The 22,505-nt window shown below is 64.3% G+C and carries 17 protein-coding genes and 1 tRNA gene; 13 read left to right on the top strand and 5 right to left on the bottom strand.

What is annotated here, in order from left to right; translation table 11 throughout:
• The first annotated feature begins 1 nt into the window (after position 1).
• The 13 genes from DVU_RS11155 to DVU_RS11215 all read left to right on the top strand — a co-directional run bounded on the left by DVU_RS11155 (position 2) and on the right by DVU_RS11215 (position 16,353).
• Positions 2-670, top strand: coding sequence for a hypothetical protein (locus DVU_RS11155; RefSeq protein WP_010939654.1), 669 nt, complete (start codon positions 2-4; stop codon positions 668-670).
• Positions 667-2,031 (top strand): DUF4857 domain-containing protein, encoded by a 1,365-nt coding sequence (locus tag DVU_RS11160; RefSeq protein WP_010939655.1) that lies wholly within the window; start codon positions 667-669, stop codon positions 2,029-2,031. The genes DVU_RS11155 and DVU_RS11160 overlap by 4 nt, the downstream gene beginning before the upstream one ends.
• A 32-nt stretch (positions 2,032-2,063) precedes the next feature.
• Positions 2,064-4,691, top strand: coding sequence for a TonB-dependent receptor (locus DVU_RS11165; RefSeq protein ID WP_010939656.1), 2,628 nt, complete (start codon positions 2,064-2,066; stop codon positions 4,689-4,691).
• 52 nt (positions 4,692-4,743) lie between these two features.
• The gene (locus tag DVU_RS11170; protein ID WP_010939657.1) at positions 4,744-6,663 is read left to right on the top strand and encodes an extracellular solute-binding protein; all 1,920 of its coding nucleotides are present in this window, start codon (positions 4,744-4,746) and stop codon (positions 6,661-6,663) included.
• Positions 6,663-7,784, top strand: a complete 1,122-nt coding sequence (locus DVU_RS11175) for a microcin C ABC transporter permease YejB (protein ID WP_010939658.1) — start codon at positions 6,663-6,665, stop codon at positions 7,782-7,784. Before DVU_RS11170 ends, DVU_RS11175 begins: the two co-directional genes overlap by 1 nt.
• Positions 7,781-8,812: an ABC transporter permease gene (locus tag DVU_RS11180; protein WP_010939659.1), complete on the top strand. Its 1,032-nt coding sequence runs from the start codon at positions 7,781-7,783 to the stop codon at positions 8,810-8,812. Before DVU_RS11175 ends, DVU_RS11180 begins: the two co-directional genes overlap by 4 nt.
• A gap of 5 nt (positions 8,813-8,817) precedes the next feature.
• Positions 8,818-10,596: an ABC transporter ATP-binding protein gene (locus tag DVU_RS11185; RefSeq protein WP_010939660.1), complete on the top strand. Its 1,779-nt coding sequence runs from the start codon at positions 8,818-8,820 to the stop codon at positions 10,594-10,596.
• A gap of 3 nt (positions 10,597-10,599) precedes the next feature.
• Positions 10,600-11,553, top strand: coding sequence for a MotA/TolQ/ExbB proton channel family protein (locus DVU_RS11190; protein WP_010939661.1), 954 nt, complete (start codon positions 10,600-10,602; stop codon positions 11,551-11,553).
• Positions 11,537-11,950 carry an ExbD/TolR family protein gene (locus DVU_RS11195; protein WP_010939662.1) on the top strand — a complete coding sequence of 138 codons (414 nt, stop codon included), beginning with the start codon at positions 11,537-11,539 and terminating at the stop codon, positions 11,948-11,950. The genes DVU_RS11190 and DVU_RS11195 overlap by 17 nt, the downstream gene beginning before the upstream one ends.
• Positions 11,947-12,855 (top strand): energy transducer TonB, encoded by a 909-nt coding sequence (locus DVU_RS11200; RefSeq protein ID WP_010939663.1) that lies wholly within the window; start codon positions 11,947-11,949, stop codon positions 12,853-12,855. The genes DVU_RS11195 and DVU_RS11200 overlap by 4 nt, the downstream gene beginning before the upstream one ends.
• Positions 12,856-13,136: 281 nt before the next feature.
• Positions 13,137-13,212: transfer RNA gene (locus DVU_RS11205), tRNA-Asn, on the top strand.
• Between the two features lie 479 nt (positions 13,213-13,691).
• Positions 13,692-14,144, top strand: a complete 453-nt coding sequence (locus tag DVU_RS11210) for a CesT family type III secretion system chaperone (protein WP_010939665.1) — start codon at positions 13,692-13,694, stop codon at positions 14,142-14,144.
• Between the two features lie 112 nt (positions 14,145-14,256).
• Complete coding sequence (locus DVU_RS11215; protein WP_010940660.1) at positions 14,257-16,353, top strand: hypothetical protein; 2,097 nt, start codon at positions 14,257-14,259, stop codon at positions 16,351-16,353.
• Positions 16,354-16,599: 246 nt separating this feature from the next.
• On the opposite strand, the gene DVU_RS11220 is transcribed toward DVU_RS11215, so the two are convergent.
• The 5 genes from DVU_RS11220 to DVU_RS11240 all read right to left on the bottom strand — a co-directional run bounded on the left by DVU_RS11220 (position 16,600) and on the right by DVU_RS11240 (position 22,327).
• Complete coding sequence (locus DVU_RS11220) at positions 16,600-17,991, bottom strand: sigma-54-dependent transcriptional regulator (protein ID WP_010939666.1); 1,392 nt, start codon at positions 17,989-17,991, stop codon at positions 16,600-16,602.
• Between the two features lie 5 nt (positions 17,992-17,996).
• Positions 17,997-19,253 carry a PAS domain-containing sensor histidine kinase gene (locus DVU_RS11225; RefSeq protein WP_010939667.1) on the bottom strand — a complete coding sequence of 419 codons (1,257 nt, stop codon included), beginning with the start codon at positions 19,251-19,253 and terminating at the stop codon, positions 17,997-17,999.
• 1 nt (position 19,254) lies between these two features.
• Positions 19,255-20,397, bottom strand: coding sequence for an iron-containing alcohol dehydrogenase (locus DVU_RS11230; RefSeq protein ID WP_010939668.1), 1,143 nt, complete (start codon positions 20,395-20,397; stop codon positions 19,255-19,257).
• Positions 20,398-20,885: 488 nt separating this feature from the next.
• On the bottom strand, positions 20,886-21,767 hold the full coding sequence (locus DVU_RS11235) for a hypothetical protein (protein ID WP_014524512.1): 882 nt from the start codon (positions 21,765-21,767) through the stop codon (positions 20,886-20,888).
• 68 nt (positions 21,768-21,835) lie between these two features.
• Positions 21,836-22,327, bottom strand: a complete 492-nt coding sequence (locus DVU_RS11240; RefSeq protein WP_010939670.1) for a ferritin-like domain-containing protein — start codon at positions 22,325-22,327, stop codon at positions 21,836-21,838.
• Positions 22,328-22,505: the final 178 nt, after the last annotated feature.

The following is a 22,505-nucleotide window of genomic DNA, read 5'->3' on the forward strand; positions in this document are numbered from 1 at the left end:
CATGCTGCGCGCACTTCTCTACAAGGAATGGATCAAACTCCGCTACGCGGGATGGCTGGCCCCTGCCGCCATCCTTCTCGGACTGGGCGATGCGTGGCTCAAACTGCGCGGCGTCCGCAACAACCACGGCCCTGTCGACCTCTGGAACATGCTGCTCTTCAAACAGACCATCTTCTTCGAGACCCTGCTACTGACTCTGCCCCTCGCGGGCGTATGGCTTGCCGCCGTACAGTATCGCCCCGAATGCGCGGGCAGACGCCTGCGCCTCGCCCTGCACCTGCCCGTGCCCCATCGCACGGCCCTCTACGCCCCGGCGGCGGTGGGCCTTGCGCTGCTCACGCTGGCGGGCGGGCTGGCACTGGGCGGTTTCGCCCTCATCCTCTGCGTTTACGGAATGCCCGCCGAACTTGCCGCGCCCATCGTCCGCACGGCACTGCCCGCGTTGCTGGCGGGGCATGTGGCCTACTTCGCCACCGCCGCCGCACTGGCTGACACCCGCATGATTCGCCGTTGCGTCATCGGCTGCGCCGGTCTCGCCTACGCACTGCTGTTGCTGAAGACCTACGGCTACGACGCCATGACGGGCAGCCTCGGCTGGTACGCGCTGGCGTCCCTGCCATGGATTCTGCCGCTGGAGGCCGCCGCGCTGCGCCTCAAGGAGGGAGCATGACACTCTCACCCGCCCGCCTCGCCTGCGCGGTGGTCACCGCCATGTCGCTTTTCTGGTTCATCCCCGATGTGTACCGCCGTGCCACCAACCCCGAAAAAGTCAGGGCCACCGCCTACTACAGCGCGGTGGAAGAACGCTTCATGGTGCGCACCGACACCTTCACGGGCGCAGGCTATGCCGACGAGTCCGGCAACCCGCTGGAAGCCCCGGCCTTCAAGGAACGGCTGCCTTTCCTGTATTTTGCCGAACTTGAGAAGCAGGGTCGCTTTCCCGCCACCGTTGCCGGAGTGCCCGTGACGGCGCAGGATGCGCGCAACGCCCTGCAGACGGTGCAACTCTCGCCGCGCATGTGGAACCTGCCGAAGATGCCGCTCAATGTGCTGCTGGACGCAGCCCCCGCCGGGGCGCACCTCTCGCTGCCGCCCGACATCTTCCGCATCACGGGTACCGGACTCGACTTCATCCGCTGCGCCGACGGCAGCCTCGACACCGCCAAGACCGCCAGATTCGCCGAAGCCCTGCGCACAGCGGACGTGCGCTTCCCGTTGCGCGGCCTCGGGTCGAACCCCAACCCGCTCAAGCCCTTCGACGAAGGCTGCCTGCTGGTGGACGCCGAAGGCCGCGTGTTCAGACTCGCCATGCACAAGGGCGAACCCCGGTGCAGGGCAACGGGCCTCGCCATCGACGGCGAAGTGAAGGCCATCACCGTCGAGGAACACCCCCGCCGCGCCTTCGTGGGCACCATCGTCACCGGCGATGCCGTACACCTCGTCACCTACGACGACACGCTGGTGAGGCTGCCGCTGGAAGGCTTCGACGCGGCAGGCAGTTACGCCGTGCTGCGTAGCGACCCGCTCAATGTCACCCTCGCCTCCGCCGACCTGCGCGACCGTCTCACGCAGCCCACGCGCTACATCGCCACAGACGCACAGTACAACCCGGTGCACACCTTCGACCTGTACTTCCCCGCTGAGGCCAGAAGCCGCATCGAAGCCGCGCAGATTGCCGGGTCGGAGCTTTCTCCGCTGGCCTTGCGACAATTCGCCCCTGAAGAAGGTCGTGTGCTCTTCCGCATGGAACCCGCCGCATCGCTGCCTCTCGCCGCACTGGGCTGCGCACTATCGGTCGCCCTCCTCGTGCTGGTGCGCAGGCGCACTCGCACAGGTCTGCACTGGGGCGAGACACTCTTCGTCGCCGCGACGGGACTGCCGGGCCTTGCCGGGGTGCTGGTCTTCGGCCCGCTGGCGACCCCGAGTGAAAGCCTCACCCTTGGCAAGAACACGCCCACTGACGATGGACCCGAGAGACTGAACGGGTTCAAGAAGACGGGCTGCGCCTCCTGCTGTAGCGGCAACAAATGAGAATGAAATCCCATATCGTGAGGAGGCATCGAATGAGACACATGGCAACACTGGCGCTCTGCGCCCTGCTCGCCATGCCGGAAGGGGCAGTCGCCGCCCCGACCACCATGCCCGCAACGCCCGCACAGGCGGAGTCGGCTGGCAAGGCTGCGAAGACCCCATCGGCCAACACCACCAAGCCCGGAGCGGCCAACGCCACACTGCCCGCGCCCGCAACTGCGCCCGCGTCCGGCCCGGCGACTGGCCCGGCGACTGGCCCAGCAACCGGCACGTCGTCCACATCGGCGTCGGAGGTCTACAGACTCGACCCGTTGCGCGTCTCGGGCGAGACGCAGCAGATGGGCAAGACCGTCATCGACGGCGAAAAACTCAACAGCCTGCCCTCACCGGGCCGCACCATCAACGACGCACTCCGCACCCGTTCGGACGTGCAGTTCGATGAAGGCGCGTACTCATCGACCCAAGGGGGCGAGATACGCCCGCCGCGCGTCTCCATCGCAGGCAGCCGCCCGTATGAGAACAGCTACGTCATCGGCGGCATCTCCACCTCCAACCGCATCGACGCCTCGGGCGAAGACAGAAGCACGGCCGACGGCGTGGCACCCACGGGCGAAGCCCAGTCGTTCTATATCGACACCGACCTGCTGGATGGTGTCACCCTCTTCAACAACAACATCCCCGCCGAATACGGCGGCTTCACGGGCGGCATGGTCAAGGCCGACATCCGCGACCCGCGCATGGACGGGGTGCATGGCTTTCTCAAGTATCGCCACACCCGCGACAACTGGGCGCACATCACCGCCCCCGACATGCCAAGCGGGACGACACAGGTCGACAAGCAGGACCGATTCCAGCGGCACGACGGTTCCGTAGCCGCGGAAGGGCCGCTGACTGAACGACTCGGGGTCATCCTCAACTACAGCGTGAAGCACTCCGTCATCCCCATGGAGACGGCGTGGGGTTCGCCCAAGGACCAGTACCGTACCAACGAGAACTTCATCAGCAAGCTGGCGTTCATGGATGACGGGCCGTTCAAGGGGTCGTTCACCCTGGGCTACGCGCCCTACCAGCGCGAGATGTACATCTCGAGCAGACTCGACAGCGACTTCTCCGTGGACGGAGGCGGCTTCTTCACCGCCCTTGACGGGACCTACGACTTCGGCCCCGTGGCGTGGAAGAACACGCTGGGCTTCTCGCGTAGCGAACTGTCACGCTACGGAACCGGTGATGTGGCAAGCACATGGCTGCGCTACAAGACCATCGGTGGGTCGCGCTTCGATAGTGCCTATGCCACGTGGGGCAAAGGCACCTCCGCCATGGAAGGCTCCATGGGCGACTATGAACAGTCGCAGGACGATGTGTCATGGAAGAGCATCCTCGACTTCGACCCGGTCCACACGGGCGTCCTCTCGCACGTGTTCCAGACGGGCATCGAGGTGCAGCATACCGACGCCTCGACCGACTCAACTGGCTATACCGCCTACTACAACCCCTCCATCCCCAACAGTCAGGCCGACCGCGACAAGATACCCGCCGGGCCGGGCAACGTCGCAGGGGAACAGTTCGCGCAGAACAAGACGGTGGAGGATGCCTACAGCCGCTCGGCCTCCATGAACAGCTACGCATGGTTCGGGCAGGACACCATCGAAATAGGCCGCCTGACGCTGCGGCCCGGTCTGCGCGTCTCGCATGACGACCTGACCGGGAACATCGACCCGGCGTGGCGTTTCATGGCCGACCTCGACGTCTTCGATGACGACGTGGTGCACCTCATCGGCGGTGCCAACCGCTACTACGGTTCGCAGATGCTCGCCTACGCCCTGCGCAAGGACAGCGGTCTTGCCAGATACAAGCGCAGCTTCACCGGGGGCAACCTTGGCGACTGGGTCTACGACAAGACCACCGGCGGCAAGAACTACGACCTCGACGAACTCGACACCCCCTATTCCGACGAACTCATGGCGGGCGTCACCCTCAAGGCGTTCGACACCCGCTTCGGGATGCGCGCCGAATCGCGCAAGCACCGCGACCAGTTGCGCACGACTCTCGACACCAATGGCGCTACCACGCTGAACAACAGCGGCAAGACGGACTACTGGGGCGTGACATGGACGGTGGAACGCGACTTCAACACCGAACACATGGGCGACCACACCGTTGAACTCGGCATCACCCGTTCCAACACCAAGAGCGACGGCACCGACTTCGACAGTTCGTTCCTCAACGGCGACACGGGGTCGGTCATCGAGTGGGAGAAGGTCTACTTCGAAGGTTCCCTCGTACCGCGCAGCAACCTGCCCGCCTCCAACTACAACCGTCCGTGGGTGGGCACCCTCACCCACACCGCCCGGTTCATGGATGACGACGCACTGCGATGGTTCAACGTGCTTCGCTACAAGGGGCCGGGCACCGACCTCGTGCGTACGGGCACCTTCACCGACACCGACGGACTTCGCTACGACGCCTACGAAGCGCGCACGTTCAGCGACAGCGTCACCGTCGACACCGCCGTGGAATGGGACGCCCTGCGTCATGAGGACCACGTGCTCACCCTCACCATGGAGGTGAGCAACCTCTTCGACCAGAAGAGCAACGTCGATTCGTCCACTGGCTATGTCATGGGCCGGCAATACTACGCCGGATTCAAATACACCTTCTGATGTTTACAGCCGTGCCGCGCCCGAAAGGGCGCGGCACCCCGGAGACTGCCTCATGTCCGCCCTGCCGCGCCTGCACCCTCGCGCCCACGTATTCAGCGGCCTCACCGCCCTCATGTTATGTCTCGCCACCGCCATCGCCCCCGCCATGGCGGGTGTCCGCACACATGCCCTCACCCTTGCCGGGGCCGTACCCGCACTCTCAACGGGCTTCGCACACATGCCGCATGTGAACCCCGAGGCACCCAAGGGAGGCACATTGCGCCTTGGCGTCATCGGCGGCTTCGACAGCCTGCATCCCTTCATCATGCGTGGCATCCCCGCCGCACAACTGGGGCTGACCTACGAGACGCTGGGCGAGACCGTACCCGGTGAGGACGGCGTCATCTACGGCCTGCTGGCCGAGAGTTTCGAAGAGTCCGCAGACGGCGGGCATCTGGTTTGCCACCTCGCACCCGCGGCACGCTTCGCCGACGGGCACCCCGTCACCGCCGCCGACGTGGTCTTCTCGTTCGAGATGCTCACCCGCCACGGGTCGCCCTTCTACCGGGACTACTACGCCGGGGTCGGCACCGTGACCGCGGTGGACGCCCGCACCGTGCGCTTCGACTTCACATCGCGCCACAACGCCGAACTTCCCTACATCGTGGCCCAGTTGCCCGTGCTGCCCCGTCACTGGTGGCAGGGGCGCGACTTCACCGCACCGCAAGCCGAAGCCGCACCGGGCAGCGGCCCGTACCGCGTACGCGAGGCACGCCCCGGTTCAGGCATCACCTACGAACGCGTTCCGGGATGGTGGGGGGCGAAGCTTCCCATCAACAGGGGCCGCTACAATTTCGACGTCATCCGCTGCGACTACTACCGCGACACCACCGTGGCACGGCAGGCGTTCCTCGCCGGAGAGTTCGACCTGTGGAACGAGAACACCATCAAGGACTGGTTCGCCTCGTACGACGTGCCCTCCGTCCGCGAAGGGCGCATCACCCGCGAGGAGATTCCCCACGGCAGGCCCGAGGGCATGGGCGGCTTCGTCTTCAACACGCGCCGTGCCATCTTCGCCGACGTGCGCGTCCGCCGTGCCCTTGCCATGTGCTTCGACTTCGAATGGACGAACCGCGCCCTCTTCCACGACGCCTACAGACGTTACGACAGCTTCTTCTCCAATTCTCCGTTCGCAGCCACCGGCACCGCCACCGAAGGCGAACGCGCCCTGCTGCGCGAAGTGTCCCCCGAAAGGGCCGCCATGCTCTCCGGCCCCCCCCCTCTGCCCGCCACGCACGACGGCAGCGGCGACATCCGCCCCGTCCTGCGCGACGCCCTGCGCCTGATGCACGACGCGGGCTGGAACCTGCGCGACGGACGCCTTGTCGATGCCTCGGGCAGGCCCTTCAGGTTCACGCTGCTGCTCTCGTCCAAAGGTCTGGAACGCGTGGTGCTGCCCTTCAGACGCAACCTCTCGCGCCTCGGCGTGGAGATGGATGTGCAGGTGGTCGACCAGACGCAGTACGTCTCACGGGTGCGTGCCTTCGACTACGACATGGTGCATGCCACCATGCGCCAGTCGTCGAATCCCGGTAACGAACAGCGTGCCTTCTGGACGACGGCGGCAGCGGACGCACCGGGGTCGCGCAACTACGCGGGCGTGCGCGATACCGCCGTCGACGCACTGGTCGAACGCATCATCGCCGCACGCGACGCCGCCACCCTGCGCGACGCCGTCCACGCCCTCGACCGGGTGCTGCTGCACGAGCACTACGTCGTCCCCGGCTGGTACAGCGACAGGCAACGCATGGCCTACTGGAAGACCCGCGTGGCGCACCCCGCCTTCACCCCGCGTGGGGGCATCGACCTGCACTCGTGGTGGGCCGTATCCGGCGATGACACGCAGGCCAAGGGTGTTCCGGCCAAGCCGGCACAGGGCGACGGTACTCAGGCTGATGCGGCCCGCAGCACACCCGCAACGGAGACACGCTGATGCGCGCCCGACAGTCATCCCACGGCGGGGCATGGGGCTACATGCTGCGCCGCCTGCTGCTGGTGCTGCCCACGCTTCTCGGCATCGTCACGATCAACTTCTTCGTGGTGCAACTGGCCCCCGGCGGCCCGGTGGAACAGTATATCGCCCGTCTCGAAGGTGATGGCGCCGCCTACATGGAACGCATCGGCGCAGGTGATGGCGGCGACATGCAGCCCGCAGCCGACGACGGGACAGCCGCCTACAAGGGGGCGGCAGGACTCAGCCCGCAGGCTGTGGAGGCCATCCGCCGACAGTACGGCTTCGACCGCCCCATCCTCGAACGCTACGTCACCATGCTGGGCGACTTCGCCCTGTTCAGGTTCGGCGACAGCCTCTTCAAGGGGCGCAGCGTCATCGACCTCGTAGGTGACGCCATGCCCGTATCGCTGTCGCTGGGACTCTGGAGCACCCTCGTCATCTATGCCGTCTCCATCCCGCTGGGCATGGCGCGTGCGCTACGTCGCGGCAGCCGATTCGACACCATGAGCGGCATCGCCGTCATCGCGGCACACGCCATCCCCGCCTTTCTGCTGGCGGTGCTGCTCATCGTGCTCTTCGCCGGGGGCAGCTACCTGCAATGGTTCCCGCTGCGGGGGCTGGTGTCGCCGGGGCACGACGCGCTGCCTTTCGGGGCACGGGTGCTCGACTATGCGCACCACATGGTGCTGCCCGTGACCGCCATGGTCGTGGGCGGCTTCGCGGGGCTGACCAGCCTGACGCGCAACGCCTTTCTCGACGAACTCGGCAAGGCCTATGTGGAGACGGCCCTCGCCAAGGGCCTCACGCGCAAGGCCGTGTTGTGGCGGCACGTCTTCCGCAACGCCATGCTGCTGGTCATCAGCGGGCTTCCCGGTGCCTTCGTGCGGGTGTTCTTCACCGGTTCGCTGCTCATCGAGACCATCTTCTCGCTCAACGGTCTCGGACTCATGGGGTTCGAAGCCGCCATGCAGCGCGACTACCCTGTCATGTTCGCCTCTCTCTATGTCTTCACGCTCATCGGTCTGACGGCATCCCTTGCCGGAGACATGCTCTGCATGGCCGTTGACCCGCGCATCGACTTCGAAAGGAGGGCGGCATGACCACCGCACAACGACGCTGGAACGCCTTTCGGCGCAACGGGCGGGCGTGGTGGTCGCTGGTGTTCTTCGTCACACTGTTCTGCCTGAGCCTCTGCGCCGAAATCATCGCCAACGACAGACCCCTGCTGGTGATGGTGCATGGCAGGCTGCACTCTCCGGTGCTGCACGACTACACCGAACGCGACTTCGGCGGCGAATTCGACACCCCCGCCGATTTCCGCGACCCGCTGCTCACCGCCTACATCGATGCCCACGGCTGGGCACTCTGGCCCCCGGTGCGCTTCGCCGACGCCACCATCAACTACGACGCCCCCGCCGTGCCCGCCCCGCCCGGTGGCGGCAACTGGCTGGGCACCGACGACCAGGGGCGCGACATCCTCGCACGGCTTCTGTACGGCTTCAGGCTTTCGGTACTGTTCGGGCTGGCACTCACCCTTGCCGGGTCGGTGACGGGCATCGCAGCCGGGGCGGTCATGGGCTACCGGGGTGGAAGGCTCGACCTCTTCGGCCAGAGGATACTGGAGATATGGTCGGGTATTCCCGTGCTCTACCTGCTCATGCTGGTGGGCAGCATGTTCCGCATGACGTTCTGGACACTACTCGGGGTGATGCTGCTCTTCGGGTGGATGCGCCTCGTGCCCGCGGTGCGCACCGAGTTCCTGCGAGGGCGCAACCTCGACCACGTGCGGGCGGCACGCGCCCTTGGCGTACCCCAATGGCGCATCATGCTGCGCCACGTGCTGCCCAATGCCATGGTCGCCGTCGTCACCTTCCTGCCTTTTCAGTTGAACGGTTCCATCGTGGCACTCACGTCGCTCGACTTTCTCGGCTTCGGCCTGCCGCCGGGGTATCCGTCACTCGGTGAACTGGTGGCGCAGGGACGCGCCAACCTCCACGCCCCGTGGATAGGATGCTCGGTCTTCGGGCTGCTTGGCGGCACCCTGATGCTTCTCGTCTTCATCGGTGAAGGCGTGCGCGACGCGCTCGACCCTTCGGTGACAAACCCCGCCCCCTCCCCACGGAGATGACCACCATGACCCACGACCTTCTGCATATCGAAGACCTGCACCTCGCCTTCGGCGGGAGTGCCCATCCCCCTGCCGCGTCGGGCCGCGCCGTCCTGCACGGTGTGGGCCTCACCATGCGCCGGGGAGAGATACACGCACTGGTGGGCGCCAGCGGTTCGGGCAAATCGCTCACGGCAAGGGCCGTCCTCGGACTGCTGCCTCCCGGCGCACGCCTGACCCACGGCAACATCCGCTTCGAGGGGGCGCAACTGGCCCATGCTCCCGAATCCGCCCTGCGTGCCCTGCGGGGCGACCGCATCGGCATGGTCTTCCAGGACCCGCTTTCGAGCCTCAACCCCCTGCACACCATAGAACGGCAAGTGGCTGAACCGCTGGCCATCCACAAGGGCATACGCGGCCCCCGTGCACGGGCGCGGGCACTTGAACTGCTCGACATGGTGGGACTCGACGAACCTGAGGCACGACTCGCCAGCTACCCGCACCAGCTTTCGGGCGGGCAGAGGCAACGCGTGGCCCTTGCCATGGCACTGGCCAACGACCCGGCACTGCTCATCGCCGACGAACCCACCACGGCCCTCGACACCACGGTGCAGAGCCAGATACTGCGCCTCATCGACACCCTGAGGCACCGTCTCGGCATGGGCGTCCTCATCGTCAGCCACGACCTCGGCGTGGTCCGCAGCCTTGCCGATGTCATCCATGTCATGGACGCCGGGTGCATCGTGGAGAGTGCCCCGACGACGCGCATCTTCTCCGCCCCCGCCTCGCCGGTGACCCGCGCGCTTCTCGGGGCCGAAGGCCCCTCCGGGCCCGCCCCGCTGCCAGAGACCACGGCGACTCAACCCGCCCTGCTTGAAGCCCGCGACATGGGAGTGACCTTCACACGCCAGAGGGGTCTCTTCGGTCTGCGCAAGACCGGGCATGACGCCCTCGTCTCGGCCTCGTTCACGCTACGGCGCGGGGAGTGCCTCGGCGTGGTGGGTGAAAGCGGTTCCGGCAAGAGTACGCTGGCCCTCGCCGTATTACGGCTCATCGCCTCGCGTGGCCGCGTGACGCTGGACGGTCAGCGACTCGACACGCTGGACGAAGAAGCCCTGCGCCCGCTGCGCCGCAAGGTGCAGGCCGTCTTTCAAGACCCCTTCTCCGCACTCAACCCCCGCATGACCGTGGCCGAAAGCATCGCCGAGGGGCTGACGACCCACTTCCCCGACCTGCGTGGAAGGCAGGGCCTCAAGGCCATGCACGACAAGACGCTCGCCGCCCTTGATGAAGTGGGACTCTCCGACGACTTCATGCAACGCTACCCGGGCGAACTCTCGGGGGGGCAATGCCAGCGGGTGGTCATCGCACGGGCACTGGCCCTGCGCCCCGAGGTTCTCGTGCTGGATGAACCCACCTCATCGCTCGACCGCGCCCTTCAGTTTCAGGTGGTGGCCCTGCTGCGCGACCTGCAACTCCGGCATGGCATGGCCTGCCTCTTCATCACCCACGACCTTTCTCTGGTGCGCAGCTTCTGCCACCGTGTGATGGTGCTCCACCGTGGGCATGTGGTCGAGGCCGGCCCCACGCCCGTGGTACTCGACGCCCCTGCCACCGCCACCACGAGGGCACTGGTCGAGGCTGCACTCGGCTGTGCACCGGCATCTGCCTCCGGCCTGTCCGCCGCGACAGCCGAGCCTACCGGCCTCATGGTCGGACGTCCCCGCTTTGCGGAGATGACACCGGCACACGACGCCGCCACCCCATCAAACAGACGACCGCGTTCCGACGCGGCAGGAGCCTGATTCATGGAAATCATCGAACTCTACTCCCACGCCACTCCTGTGGCACGTGCGGTCATGGCGGTGCTGGTGGTCATGTCCGTGGTCAGCTGGTCCATCATCGTCCGCAAGGCCCTGCTCTTCCGCAGCATCGAAGGACGTCTCGACGGGGCCATACACCGGCTTGAAGCGTGTGACGGCATCGCCGAGGCCATGTCGCGTTTCAAGGGCCATGCCGACAACACCGTGTGGCATCTGCTGCGTACCGGCTACCGAGAGTACATGCGGCTGCTGCCCCGCCGCGCCCCGGCTGAGGTCATCGCCGACAACGTGCGCCGGGCCATGCGCCACGCCGTCGCGGAAGAGACAGGACGCCTCGGTTCGCAACTGCCCCTGCTTGCCACCACTGCCAACACCGCCCCGTTCATCGGTCTCTTCGGCACTGTATGGGGCATCATGGATGCGTTCCACAAACTGGCGGGGGCCAAGACAGCGGCCATCGCCTCTGTCGCACCCGGCATCTCTGAAGCACTCATCGCCACGGCTGTGGGTCTTGGCGTCGCCATTCCCGCGGCCATCGGCTACAACCTGCACATGACCCGCGTGCGCCGTGTTCAGGCACGGCTCATCAGCCTTGCGGGACTCACCCTCAACACCATCATGCTCGAAACCGCCCCACTGCCTGCTGCGGAAAACGGAAAACCAACGGCCACTGACGGGGCCGAAGCCCCCGCCACGGCACGAAGGCACGACGCGGCATCCCTGACGCCCGCACAGCCCGTCACGTCGGACACGACAGACGCAGCCCTTGCTGTGAGCGGGGGTAACGGAACGGGCGGGACCGCGGGGTCGAGCGTGTGCAGCCCCTCCATCGAGACCGGAAGCTTGGCGGCACCAGCGTCACAGAAGGTCGTAGCGGGGCAGGTGCCATTGCACGCCGTGCGCGGCGGAAAGGAAGGGCGTGATGCATCTCTCGCCTGATGACGACGGTGTCGTCTCCGAAATCAACGTCACGCCGTTCGTGGACGTGATGCTGGTGTTGCTGGTCATCTTCATGGTCACCGCGCCCATGATGCAGTCGGGCCTCGACGTGGAATTGCCCAAGACCACCACGGTGGAGGCCGTGCCCGAAGACACGCCGCACGTCGTCCTCAGCATAGGGGCCGATGGACGACTCATGCTGGATGAGACCGACACCACAGACGATGCGCTCCCTTCGCTGCTCACTGAACGGGTCACCACGCCGGGCCGGACGCTCTTCCTGCGGGCCGATGCGGGCGTCCCCTACGGAAGGGTCGTGCGGGTGCTGGGACTCGTACGGGGGGCGGGCGTCTCCAGGATGCACGTCATGGCGGAAGAGGAGGAGGCCGGGTCATGAACGGATGGTGGGACAGAGGCACCGGCATTGCCGTGGCACAGCATCTCGTCCTCGTGGGCTTTCTCCTGTTCGGCCTCGCGTCCGGTGGCGACGGCAAGCTTGAAGGTGATGGCGTGGGTGGCGGTAGCCAGCTGATGGAACTCTCTCTCGGCGGCCCGGGCATGCCTGTATCCAAGCCCGCGCGTGCTGCACAGGCAACACAGCCCCCCCCTGCGGCCCGCCCTCCTGCCGCCCAGACGCCGACAACGCGCCCGCGCCCCGACGAAGCGACGGCGGTCAGCCCACGCAAGCGCCGCGTCGAAGCGAAGCCGCGTCCAAAGAAGGAAACTCCACGCCGTGAGGTCGCACAGCGTGCCCCCGTGCCTCGCGCCGAAGAGAAGCGGACAGTGGATACGCAGCCGACGCAAACGACGTCCACGACCACCGCGCCCGAGTCGTCACACGAGGGTGACAGTGCAGTGGCGAACACGGCACACGCAGGGGTGCCCGGCACAGGCACGACTCCCGGAAGCGGTGGGCCGGAGAAAGGCATGGCCTATGGCACTGGAGGCGGGACAGGCGGCGGGTCGACGGCACACGCGGGTACAGGCGGAGAAGGTCTTGGCGGCACGGGGGCAGGCACAGGCGGATACGACCGTGGGCCTCGCGCCGTGTACACGCCGCGTCCGCCCTACCCCCGCGAGGCCCTGCACAAGGGTGCCGAAGGCGTGGTCATGGTACGCCTGCTTCTCGACCCTTCGGGACGGGTGGTGCAAAGCCGCATCGCCGGGGGTGACATGGCAGACATCTTCGCCGAAACCACGCTGGAGACGGTGGAACGCTGGCGTTTCAAGCCCTGCGGCAGACAGGGGCGCAACGTGTCATGCGAGGTGGAGATTCCCGTGGAGTTCCGCATCGACCGCTGACGGTCGCCATGGCATGGCGGCCCCACGGCCCGATATCGGATGGCACGGCGGGGATGCCGAAGATACGGCACGCAGACAGTTGCGCCCTACCCGGCTAAGACACGGATGAAGGCAGACCGCCCGGAACATCTTCACTCCGTAGGCTTGCCCCACGGGTCAGAGTACACCGCCCCCCAAGAACGGCGCAAACACTGAGAGGATTCTACGACTTAATCGCCACCTACGCTTGACAAACAGGACACTTCACCATAAACAGCTGCTTCGCCGCATGTCGGCGACATTCCCCGGTGGCTCAATCGGCAGAGCGGGTGACTGTTAATCACTAGGTTGGCGGTTCAAGTCCGTCCCGGGGAGCCAGAATGATTTAGGCCTGTAGAAATACAGGCCTTTTTCAGTATATGTGCAAAGAACTACAAAACGTCCATTCTGATCATCAGCAAGGACACTCTTAACGAATAACACCTCGCAATAAAGTCATAACGTCTTCAGCTTACAACAAGGAACTCAATCAAGCTATCCATAGATGCAATTCAACCGTCAAATTGCATCCTCTTCTTACGCAAAAAAGAATAGGTATATTCAAGCAAAAATGACCATGCGCAGCTGTATAGTCTGCCATGGTCATTTTTGATTCACAGCATCTTTCATGCAACTCTGATATGCTTCAGCGATCTGTCACATGGCATGTTCGTCTTTGACGGAAGAGCACCTATACGGTTATGACCACTGACAAAACACACTCTGTACCTGTCTGCTGGACGTCAAGGCGTGTTCCTTGCCATGGCAGGCTGCGTATGGGCAGTACATGCACTGATATCACACCATGAGGTAGGGCCATGAGCACAATCGAGAAGATCATCGAAGAATTCGGAGAACGCACCGGCATTGCAGGATTCGCACTCGACGCAGACGGCACCTGCGTGCTTAGCTTCGACGACATCGTGGTGAATCTGGAACTTGTCCGCGACAAGGCACGGCTTTATGCCTTCACAGTCATCACCCTGATGCCCGACGATGATGTTCAGGCGATGGCGCTATGCCGCTATGCTCTCGAGCAGAACCTCAGCCTCGCCATCAGCGGGGCTGGCATACTGGGACTCAGCCAACAGCATGGGCTTCTCTTCGCCAACGCTATTGGCACCGAACAGCTTGACCTCACGGCCTTTGAAGCCTTCCTTGAAACCCATGTGAATGTCAGCGAGGGACTGCGGCAAGCCACGCAAGCCATAGGTGCCGAGACTCCCGCAACCGATGCGGCTATATTGCAGGGGATGGCGTTGCGGGTCTGATTCGCAAGTGGCACGCCTTTCGCTATTGCGACACTGTTCTGGCTGTGCCACCCCGCAGCCGATGTTTCACTTCTGACAATGCGTCCACTCCATCCATCAAAGAGAGGTTGCCATGAATGGCAATTTGCAAGCCCTTGGACTACTGCGAAACCAGTTCGAAACCATCGGGGCGGAGCATGTGCGCTCTGACGGTGATGCGCTCGTGGCTGGCACTCGCGGTGCATTCGGTCGTGCCGTCAACTGGCTACGGTCCATCGGCAAAGGTGATGCCGCACAGAACAACCGTGCAGTGGTCGGCAACCTTGTGGCAAAGCTACGTGATGCTGGCGTGAACGATGCCAAACTTGACGTGGCCCAGAGGCTTCTCTCGTCTCACTGCGCAAACGGCAAACCCATCTCAGGGCGCACCATGGCAATGGTGACGGCAACGGTCATCAAGCTTACCCGCGAAGAACTGCCCATTTCCGCCAACCTCGATATCAACATCACGGGTCTGCAAGAGCGGCTTGGGCAGGAATTCGATGACATATTCTCTGCCAAGGCCACCCGATTCGGCATGGGAGACACCCAGCCCACGGCCGAGGAAAGACAGCAACTGCTTGGCGAACTGCGCACGAAATGCCGCCAGTGGGGTGAAAACCACGGCCTGCGCAGCCCCGGTCTTGCAGAAGCCCGGGCCATGCTGACAGAGTCGTGCCGCGTTCTGTGCCTGCAGAAACTCAACGTCGCGCTGGAGGTCAAGCTACAATCCGTGGCCGACCACTCCACGGCTGACGCCCCGCTATGCACGATGCTGCGCAGTGCCATGCAGGACAGGGGCATGCACTTCGATTTCAAACCGGAAGACCTCGACAAACTCCAGTCCCGCATGGGTGCGCGCTTCACTTCCGAGTTCAAGTTCAAGAACACCCATCCCCCGACGCAGGAAGAGGCCACCGCCGTCGCCAACCGCGTCGTGCATGAGTTTCTCGATTCTCTGGCCATCGTCGACAACCACCCTTCGCTTACCGCCGACCAGCGCGCTGTTGCGCGGGACGTCCTCATCTCCTTCCCTGCCATGCTTCCCCCAAACCTGACCACTGCGGTCTGCGACAGCATTGGCCAGGTCGCGCAGTCGATGGACCGCCTTATCTCAGGACAGCTTGGCCCGCAGGAGATGAAAACGGCCATCTCGAATCTACCCCTCGCCATCAACGCCGCTGCCGCCAAGCATCTGCGCCCCGGCGTAGACGGTGCCGATGAAGTGGGCAGCCTCCGCAACGCAGCCATCGCGATAGGCGCAAAACTCGCGCACATGCCTGAGGGACAATCGCCACGCAGCGTCTTTGAACGCCTCACCGCTCCCGAGAGTGACTTCACGGCCCTGTGCTTCTCCCTTGGGCACGGAGACCCGAACGACCGTCAGGTCAGCAACGAACGCGCCGCAACGGTACAGTTGCTTGATGTACTCGCCCATATGGCGGGCATCGACGCGCAACAGTTCGCTATTGCGAGACAGGTGCCCGGTGTGGGCCAGTTGAGTATGGCGCAGGTACGCGCAGCCCTGCCTCAAGGGGTTCACAGCCTCGGCTGGCCGGAACCGCAGCAGGTAGACGTGGCGAAATTGAGCGACGGGCTTGTCAACGGTCTGAAGAAGACCATGGAGCGTCCCTCCGACTTCGGCGGTGTTACTGTGCCAGGAGCATCACAGGAGTTCCAGACGGACTATCTGCCCCGATTCGGGACGCAGTTCCTCAAGGACTTCTTCCGTAACGGCATGGCGATCAATGGCCATCTCTACGGTGCCACCGGCACCAACGACCCTGTGGCCATGGAACGTGAACTGCGGGCCTTCGCCGATGCGTTCCCGAGCATCGAGGAAGCTGGCAAGGTCACCTATGCACTGCATCAGGCGATGGCTGCCGACGTGTTCACGAGTATGGCGGCGCAACCGGCTTTACGCGAATGCACCATGGAACTGCTTTCAGCACAGGGGCGCAAGACCGTCGAGATGAATACCGTCGCCCTCACCAGTCGGCCCGATGGCAGCTATGCGGTCGCCTACGACCTCCGGCTGCAGTTCGCCAACCGGGACTCCGCCGACGAATCCACACGTGCGCTGGGACTCAACGCCCACGCCGACATGCGCATAGCCCTGCACGACGGTATGCCCACCGTGGACGCTGAAGGCTTCGACATCGCCTTCAGCAGAAACGCGCTCGACCTGTAGGCTACGCCCGTCTGTTCATGCGGCCCGGTCAGATGCGCATCATGGCAGCATCTGACCGGGCTTCATCTCCGCATATCGAACGCAGGATTCGATCATGACGGCCCACTGTGCAGACGCCACTTCCATGGAATAACGTCGGTCACTGGACAGGCAGCATCGACGTATCGCCACAGGAAAAGACTGCTTCGCACCTGCACTCGCCACCGGGGCACGAGACGTCAGCCCTTAAACGGCATGGCGCAACGGCTAGCCGATGTCGTATTCCCGCATCTTGCGGTACAGCGTCTTGCGGCTGATGCCCAGTGCTGTGGCAGCCAGCGAACGGTTGTTATCGTAGAATTCGAGGATACGGGCGATGTGCTCGCGTTCCATGGCTTCAAGCGACAACGGTCCCTGCGCCTCGCCCATGGCACCGGACGCACCGGGTACACCTGAAACACCGGACTGCCCGCCACCGCCACCCGCAAATCCCGCGAGGTCACGCGGTAACGCATGTTCGGTGATGAGGTTGTTCTCGGCGAGGATGATGCTGCGTTCAAGCACGTTGCGCAATTCACGCACGTTGCCGGGCCATGCGTACTGCATCAGGCACGACATGGCCCTGTCGGATATGCGCAGGTCGTCGCGCCCGTTGCCGAGACGGGCGAGAAAGAACTCCGCCAGCAGGGGAATGTCCTCCTTGCGCTCACGCAGGGGGGGCATCTCGATATTGAACACGTTGATGCGATGGTACAGGGCCTCGTGGAAGCGTCCAGCCTCGACCTCTCCGGCGAGGGTGCGGTTGGTGGCGAAGATGAGCCTGATGTCGCAACTGCGGTGGTCCTTCTCTCCCACTCGGCGGTAGGTCTTGTTCTCCAGCACCCGCAACAGCGAAGCCTGCACCTCCATGGGCAATTCGCCTATCTCGTCGAGGAACAGCGTTCCCTTGTTGGCGAAGGCCATGAGCCCGTCGCGGCTTTCCAGTGCCCCCGTGAACGAACCGCGGACATGGCCGAACAGTTCGCTACGGGCCAACTCCTTCTGCAACGTGGCGCAGTTCTTGATGATGAACGGCTTGTCTGCGCGAGTGCCCAGCGACTGGATGGCATGGGCCGCCACCTCTTTGCCTGCGCCGCTTTCACCGGTGATGAGGACAGGCACATCGGTCGGTGCCACCTTTTCGATGAGGTAGCGCACCTCCTTGATCACCTGTGAGTTGCCGATAAGCGTCACACCCGGTCGCCCACGGTCGTGCGCATGACGCAACGCTCTGTTCTCATTGCGCAAAAAAGCCCTTTGATAGGCACGCTCGACCACCACTTCGAGCTCGGTCAGGTTGAACGGCTTGGTGATGTAGTCGTAGGCACCCAGTTTCATGGCTTCCACAGCATTGTCGATGTTGCCGTGCCCGGTGATGAGGATGACCTCCATGTCGGGATAGCGCTGGCGCAATTCCACCATGAACTCGATGCCGTCGGCGTCGGGCAGCCGGATGTCCAGCACCACCACCTCGTAGGTGGCGCGCCGCAACCGTTCACGCGCCTGCCGGGCACTACCGGCCACATGCACGGCGCGCGCTGGCGTCGACAGTTCCTTTTCCAGCAACTTGCCGATGGATGGTTCGTCATCCACTGCCAGCACGGAATAACTGGTACGCACGTCGGTCACTCCCTCGGAAGCGGCAAGGTGACGGTGAACACGGACCCTTCGCCCTCTTTGCTTTCCACACTGATGTCGCCGCCGTGTTCCGTGACGATGGTGTAGCACGTCGAAAGCCCGATGCCGATGCCACGCCCCACGGGCTTGGTGGTGAAGAACGGTTCGAACAGCGAATGGAGATGCTCCTGCGGAATGCCGCTGCCCGTGTCGCGCACCGTGAACCCGGCATGACGCTCGTCCCTGAAGGGCGCCACCGTGATGACCGCGGTCTTTCCGCCGTGGGCATCAGGCGGGGCGTCATCTCCGGAGTCGCCCGCCGATGGCGCAACCGCCTCCAGTGCATCGAGTGCGTTCACCAGCAGGTTCAGCATCACCTGTTTCAACTGCGCCTCGCACCCCAGTATGACGGGTGCCGTGGGGCACAGGCGGGTGTCGATGCGCACGTGACGATATTTGGGTTGCTTCAGGTGGTTGTGCAGCAGTTTCAGGGTGTCATCCACCACCACGTTGAGGTTCACAGGCGAGAACGCCGACGAATGGGGCCTGCTGAAGGTGAGCAGCGAGTGGACTATCTCCTGACAACGGCGACACTCGCCCAGTATGGTGCCCGCATAGTCCGTAAGGTCGGCGTGCAGGTCAGGGTCGACGGAACCGCGCAACCGTTTGACCCGGCGCAGGATGCCCTCGGCGAAGCCGTTGATGGCTGTCAGCGGGTTGTTGACCTCATGCGCCACCCCTGCGGCGAGCATACCCACCGTAGCCATCTTCTCGGCCTGATGGAACTTGGCCTGAAACTCCTTCTGGAGCGTCACGTCTCGCTTGAAGATGAGAATCTGCCGGTCGTGCGTGGCAGGGTCCTTGATGGGCGACGCCACCATCTCGAACTGGAACTTGCGCCCGTTGATGCGAAAATGCGAGGTCTCGCAACAGACCTCCTCGGTGACGAACGACCGGTGCGCCGGGCATTCCGGGCAAGGGTGGTCCTGCCCGCGGAATATCTCGTAGCAGAACCGCCCCTCCGGGGCCTTTACCCCGGTCACGTCGTAGAACACATGGTTCACGGAGATGATGCGCAAATCCTTCGAGAGCATCATCATGAGGTCGGTGATACCGTCGAGGATGGCCTCCTTCTCAAGGCGGCTACGTTCGGACTCACGGTGCGCGGCCTTCAGTTGCACGATGCTCTGCCGCAACTCCTGAAAGAAGCCAAGCTTGCTGTGCTCGATGCCGATAAGATCGTCGAGGCTCGTTTCACGGGTCATGTCACCACGCCTCTTCGCACAGGGCGAGCAGGTTCTCGCAGGTGGCCTCGCGCGGGTTGGTCACAGTGCAGGCATCATTGAGCGCCGTCCGGGCGATGGTCTCGAGCACGCCCCTGTCGGGCAGCAGTTGCCCGAGACGCACCGGAACCCCCAGTGCGGAGAAGAACTCGTGCAACCGTTCGATGCCCGCCCGCGCGATGCACTCGGCACTGGCGACACGCGGCCCGACGACGATGCGCCCGATGGCCGCCAGCTTTTCCACGCTGACCGGAAGATTGAACCGCATGACATGCGGCAGCAACACCGGATGCACCAGACCGTGCATCACGTCGAACATGCCGCCAAGCGAATGGGCGAGGGAGTGCCCGATGCCGAGTCCCGCATTGCTGAACGACATGCCCGCCTCGGTGCTGGCGATGCTGAGTCTCTCCAGCGCGGCAGGGTCGCGCCGTTCGACGGCAGGCATGAGGTTGTCCATGATCAGTTCCATGGCACGCAACGCCTGATGGTCGGTGAACGGCGAGGCAAGGCGCGAAAGGTACGATTCGACGGCATGGGCGAAGGCGTCGATGGCGGAGGCGATGACGAGTTCCTCGCTCATGGTCATGAGCACCTGCGGGTCGATGATCGATACGTTGGGCACCAGTGACCGGCTGATGATGGACATCTTCAGCCGACGCTCCACATCAGTGATGATGCAGAATTGCGAGATGTCCGAACCGCTGCCCGCCGTGGTGGGCAGAAAGATCATGGGCGGCAGGGGCCGCATGATGCGGTTGGCCCCCTCGTAGTCGTTGATGCGCCCACCGTTGCCGACGATGGTGCCGATGCCCTTGGCGGTGTCCATGGGGCTTCCGCCGCCCAGCGCGATGACGACGTCGGCACGCTCTTCCTGATAGACCCGCGCCCCGTGATGCACCTGATGGTCACGCGGATTGGAGTTGCAGTCGTTGAAATACACCCATTCGAGACCGTCGGCTTCGAGGATGTCCACGACACGCTCCACCCAGCCGCTGGCCTCCAGCCCCTTGTCGCTGACGAGGAGCACCCGCGCAGCCCCGAGTCTGCGTGCGCAGGGCGCAAGATGGTTGAGGCTTCCATTACCGAAGATGATCTCGGGAATGGCGAACTTGGTGATACGCATCTGCCCTCCTGCCCGGTCGTTCGTGAAGTGCGTCAGGGTGCCGGATGCCGTGTGGGGCTGGACAGCCCGGATGTACGCGGTGCCCACGTCCCGGTCTATGCCCCGCCTTGGCCTGCGTGAAACCGTGAAGCAAAAGCGGAGACCATGGACCCCGTGTCGGCGTCATGAATCTCCGGGATGGTGCCTGCGCCTCGCCGTACCTGTACGCGGATGTACCGCAGCAGCCAAAGGCGTCCTGCGCTTGCAGGCCCGGTGCAATGCGGTACCGGACGCGCCTTGCCAGATGTCGCCCTATCCCGATGCTCCCGGTGCACCCGGTAGTCTGACCATGGGCCCCCGGAATCCTCGATACACTCTGGCATCCTGCATATCGAGGATGTCAGGACAGGGGCAACACCACAGACACAGGGGCACATCGGCGACACGGGGTCTCCGGGCACATGAAGTGCGAAAGGTGGGAGAAAATGCGAACCGTCCCGCGCCTCACCCTAGGTGAGCAGATGGCATACGGGAGATGTACGTCCCTCGCTCCCTCCGCAGACACCTCCCATTCCGGCAAGCCGTCCCGGTCTGACGATCACCAATCCATCCGAACGGGTGACCATGTCGCGGATATAACCACGTCGGGCGAATTCCTGCAACAGTTGCTGAATATCCCGCCCCTTATCATTGGCGGCAAGGGCGCGGAGACGTTGCAGGTCGATGAGACAGGGGTCGCGCAGGGTCCAGACGACACCGAGCAGCCACTTGCCCAGTGCATCACGCCCGAGGGCCGCCCTGTCTGCGATGAAGCGCGCTGTTCCCGAAGACAGGCGCAAGGCATCGAAGAACTCGTGCCCGAAGTCGATACGCAATCCCCCGGAGGCAACGTCATGCACGACAGACGACAACAGCTGCACCTGTGCCGCGAAACGGTCGTCGCCGTATTCCATCCGTGCCTCATGCAGACGCTTCAGCCGGTTGGCGAAACGCACCGCCCCTGTCCGGCCCCCCATGCCTGCCAGCCGCGCCGCCTCTTCCACATGACAGCGCAGACGCGACGTACGCGCCCCCTGACGCAGGGCCAACGACACGCAAGCGAGGTAGACATCGAGGTCGCCCTGATCAAGCCATGGGCCCTCACAGGCGACGGCGGCAGAGGGCACGAGCGGATTGCCCCTTCGGCAGCCCGCCCGTGCACCCCGAAGGTACGTGGCGGCGAAGAGGTCCGAGGCAAGGAACAATGCGGACATGAGGTCGCCGAAGCTACGTTCGTCGGCTGGATTCCATGCCGCAAGCCCCCCGGTCACGGATGTGCCGAAGGGCCGCGCCAACGGGGTAGAAGCGGCATCATCACCATATTCGAGGCCAAAAGAGGACGAATGGAACATGGACACCTCCACTGCCAAATGGGGAGGAGAACCGACGTCCCGCGGCGTGCCGCGCAGCCGGACGCAGACTAGCTGCGCTTCGCCTGAACAAGCATGGCGGTGAGTGCCCGCAGGTGGGCACGCTCTTCGTCGATGCAGGCATCCACGGCAGCCTTCTCGCTGGCGGGCACGAGGTTGCGCATCTCGGTGAAGAACAGCAGCGTGTCCTTTTCGAACTGAATGGCCATCTGCAAGGCGGTGGCATGGTCGTCGGCCGCGCCCTTGAGCGAGGTCAGCGTCCCGGACTGCGTGAACAGGGCGTGCGAATCGAGCAGGGCATGCAGGTATTCGACATACTCTGCGGCGATGCTCCATGCGGGCAGTTCGACGGGTCCCACCCTGTCGGCCATGGCACGGAACGTCGCCTCATGCTTGGCCTCTTCGGCGGCGAGGTGCTCGAACAACGCCCGCACTTCGGGATTCGTGGTCATTGCCACGGCCTGACGGTACACGTCCTGACCGCGCTGTTCGATGCGGATGGCTGCAGCGGTGACATCGGCGGCATTGAAGAACTCGGCCATGGTCTCTCCCTCGAACCCCGACGCGGCAGACCCGCGCCGGGGGCTTGTGGATTTCACGATTCGTGCTGTGCTGTCGATGCCTGACGGTCCCGGCTGTCGCCATCACTGGAGTTTACGCTCCGCCCCCGGCATCGCTCCCCGCATGGATGGCATGTTCCCCCGGCTACCCGCCCTGCCC

The organism is Nitratidesulfovibrio vulgaris str. Hildenborough (assembly GCF_000195755.1).
In the GTDB taxonomy this organism is placed as follows: Bacteria; Desulfobacterota; Desulfovibrionia; order Desulfovibrionales; family Desulfovibrionaceae; genus Nitratidesulfovibrio; species Nitratidesulfovibrio vulgaris.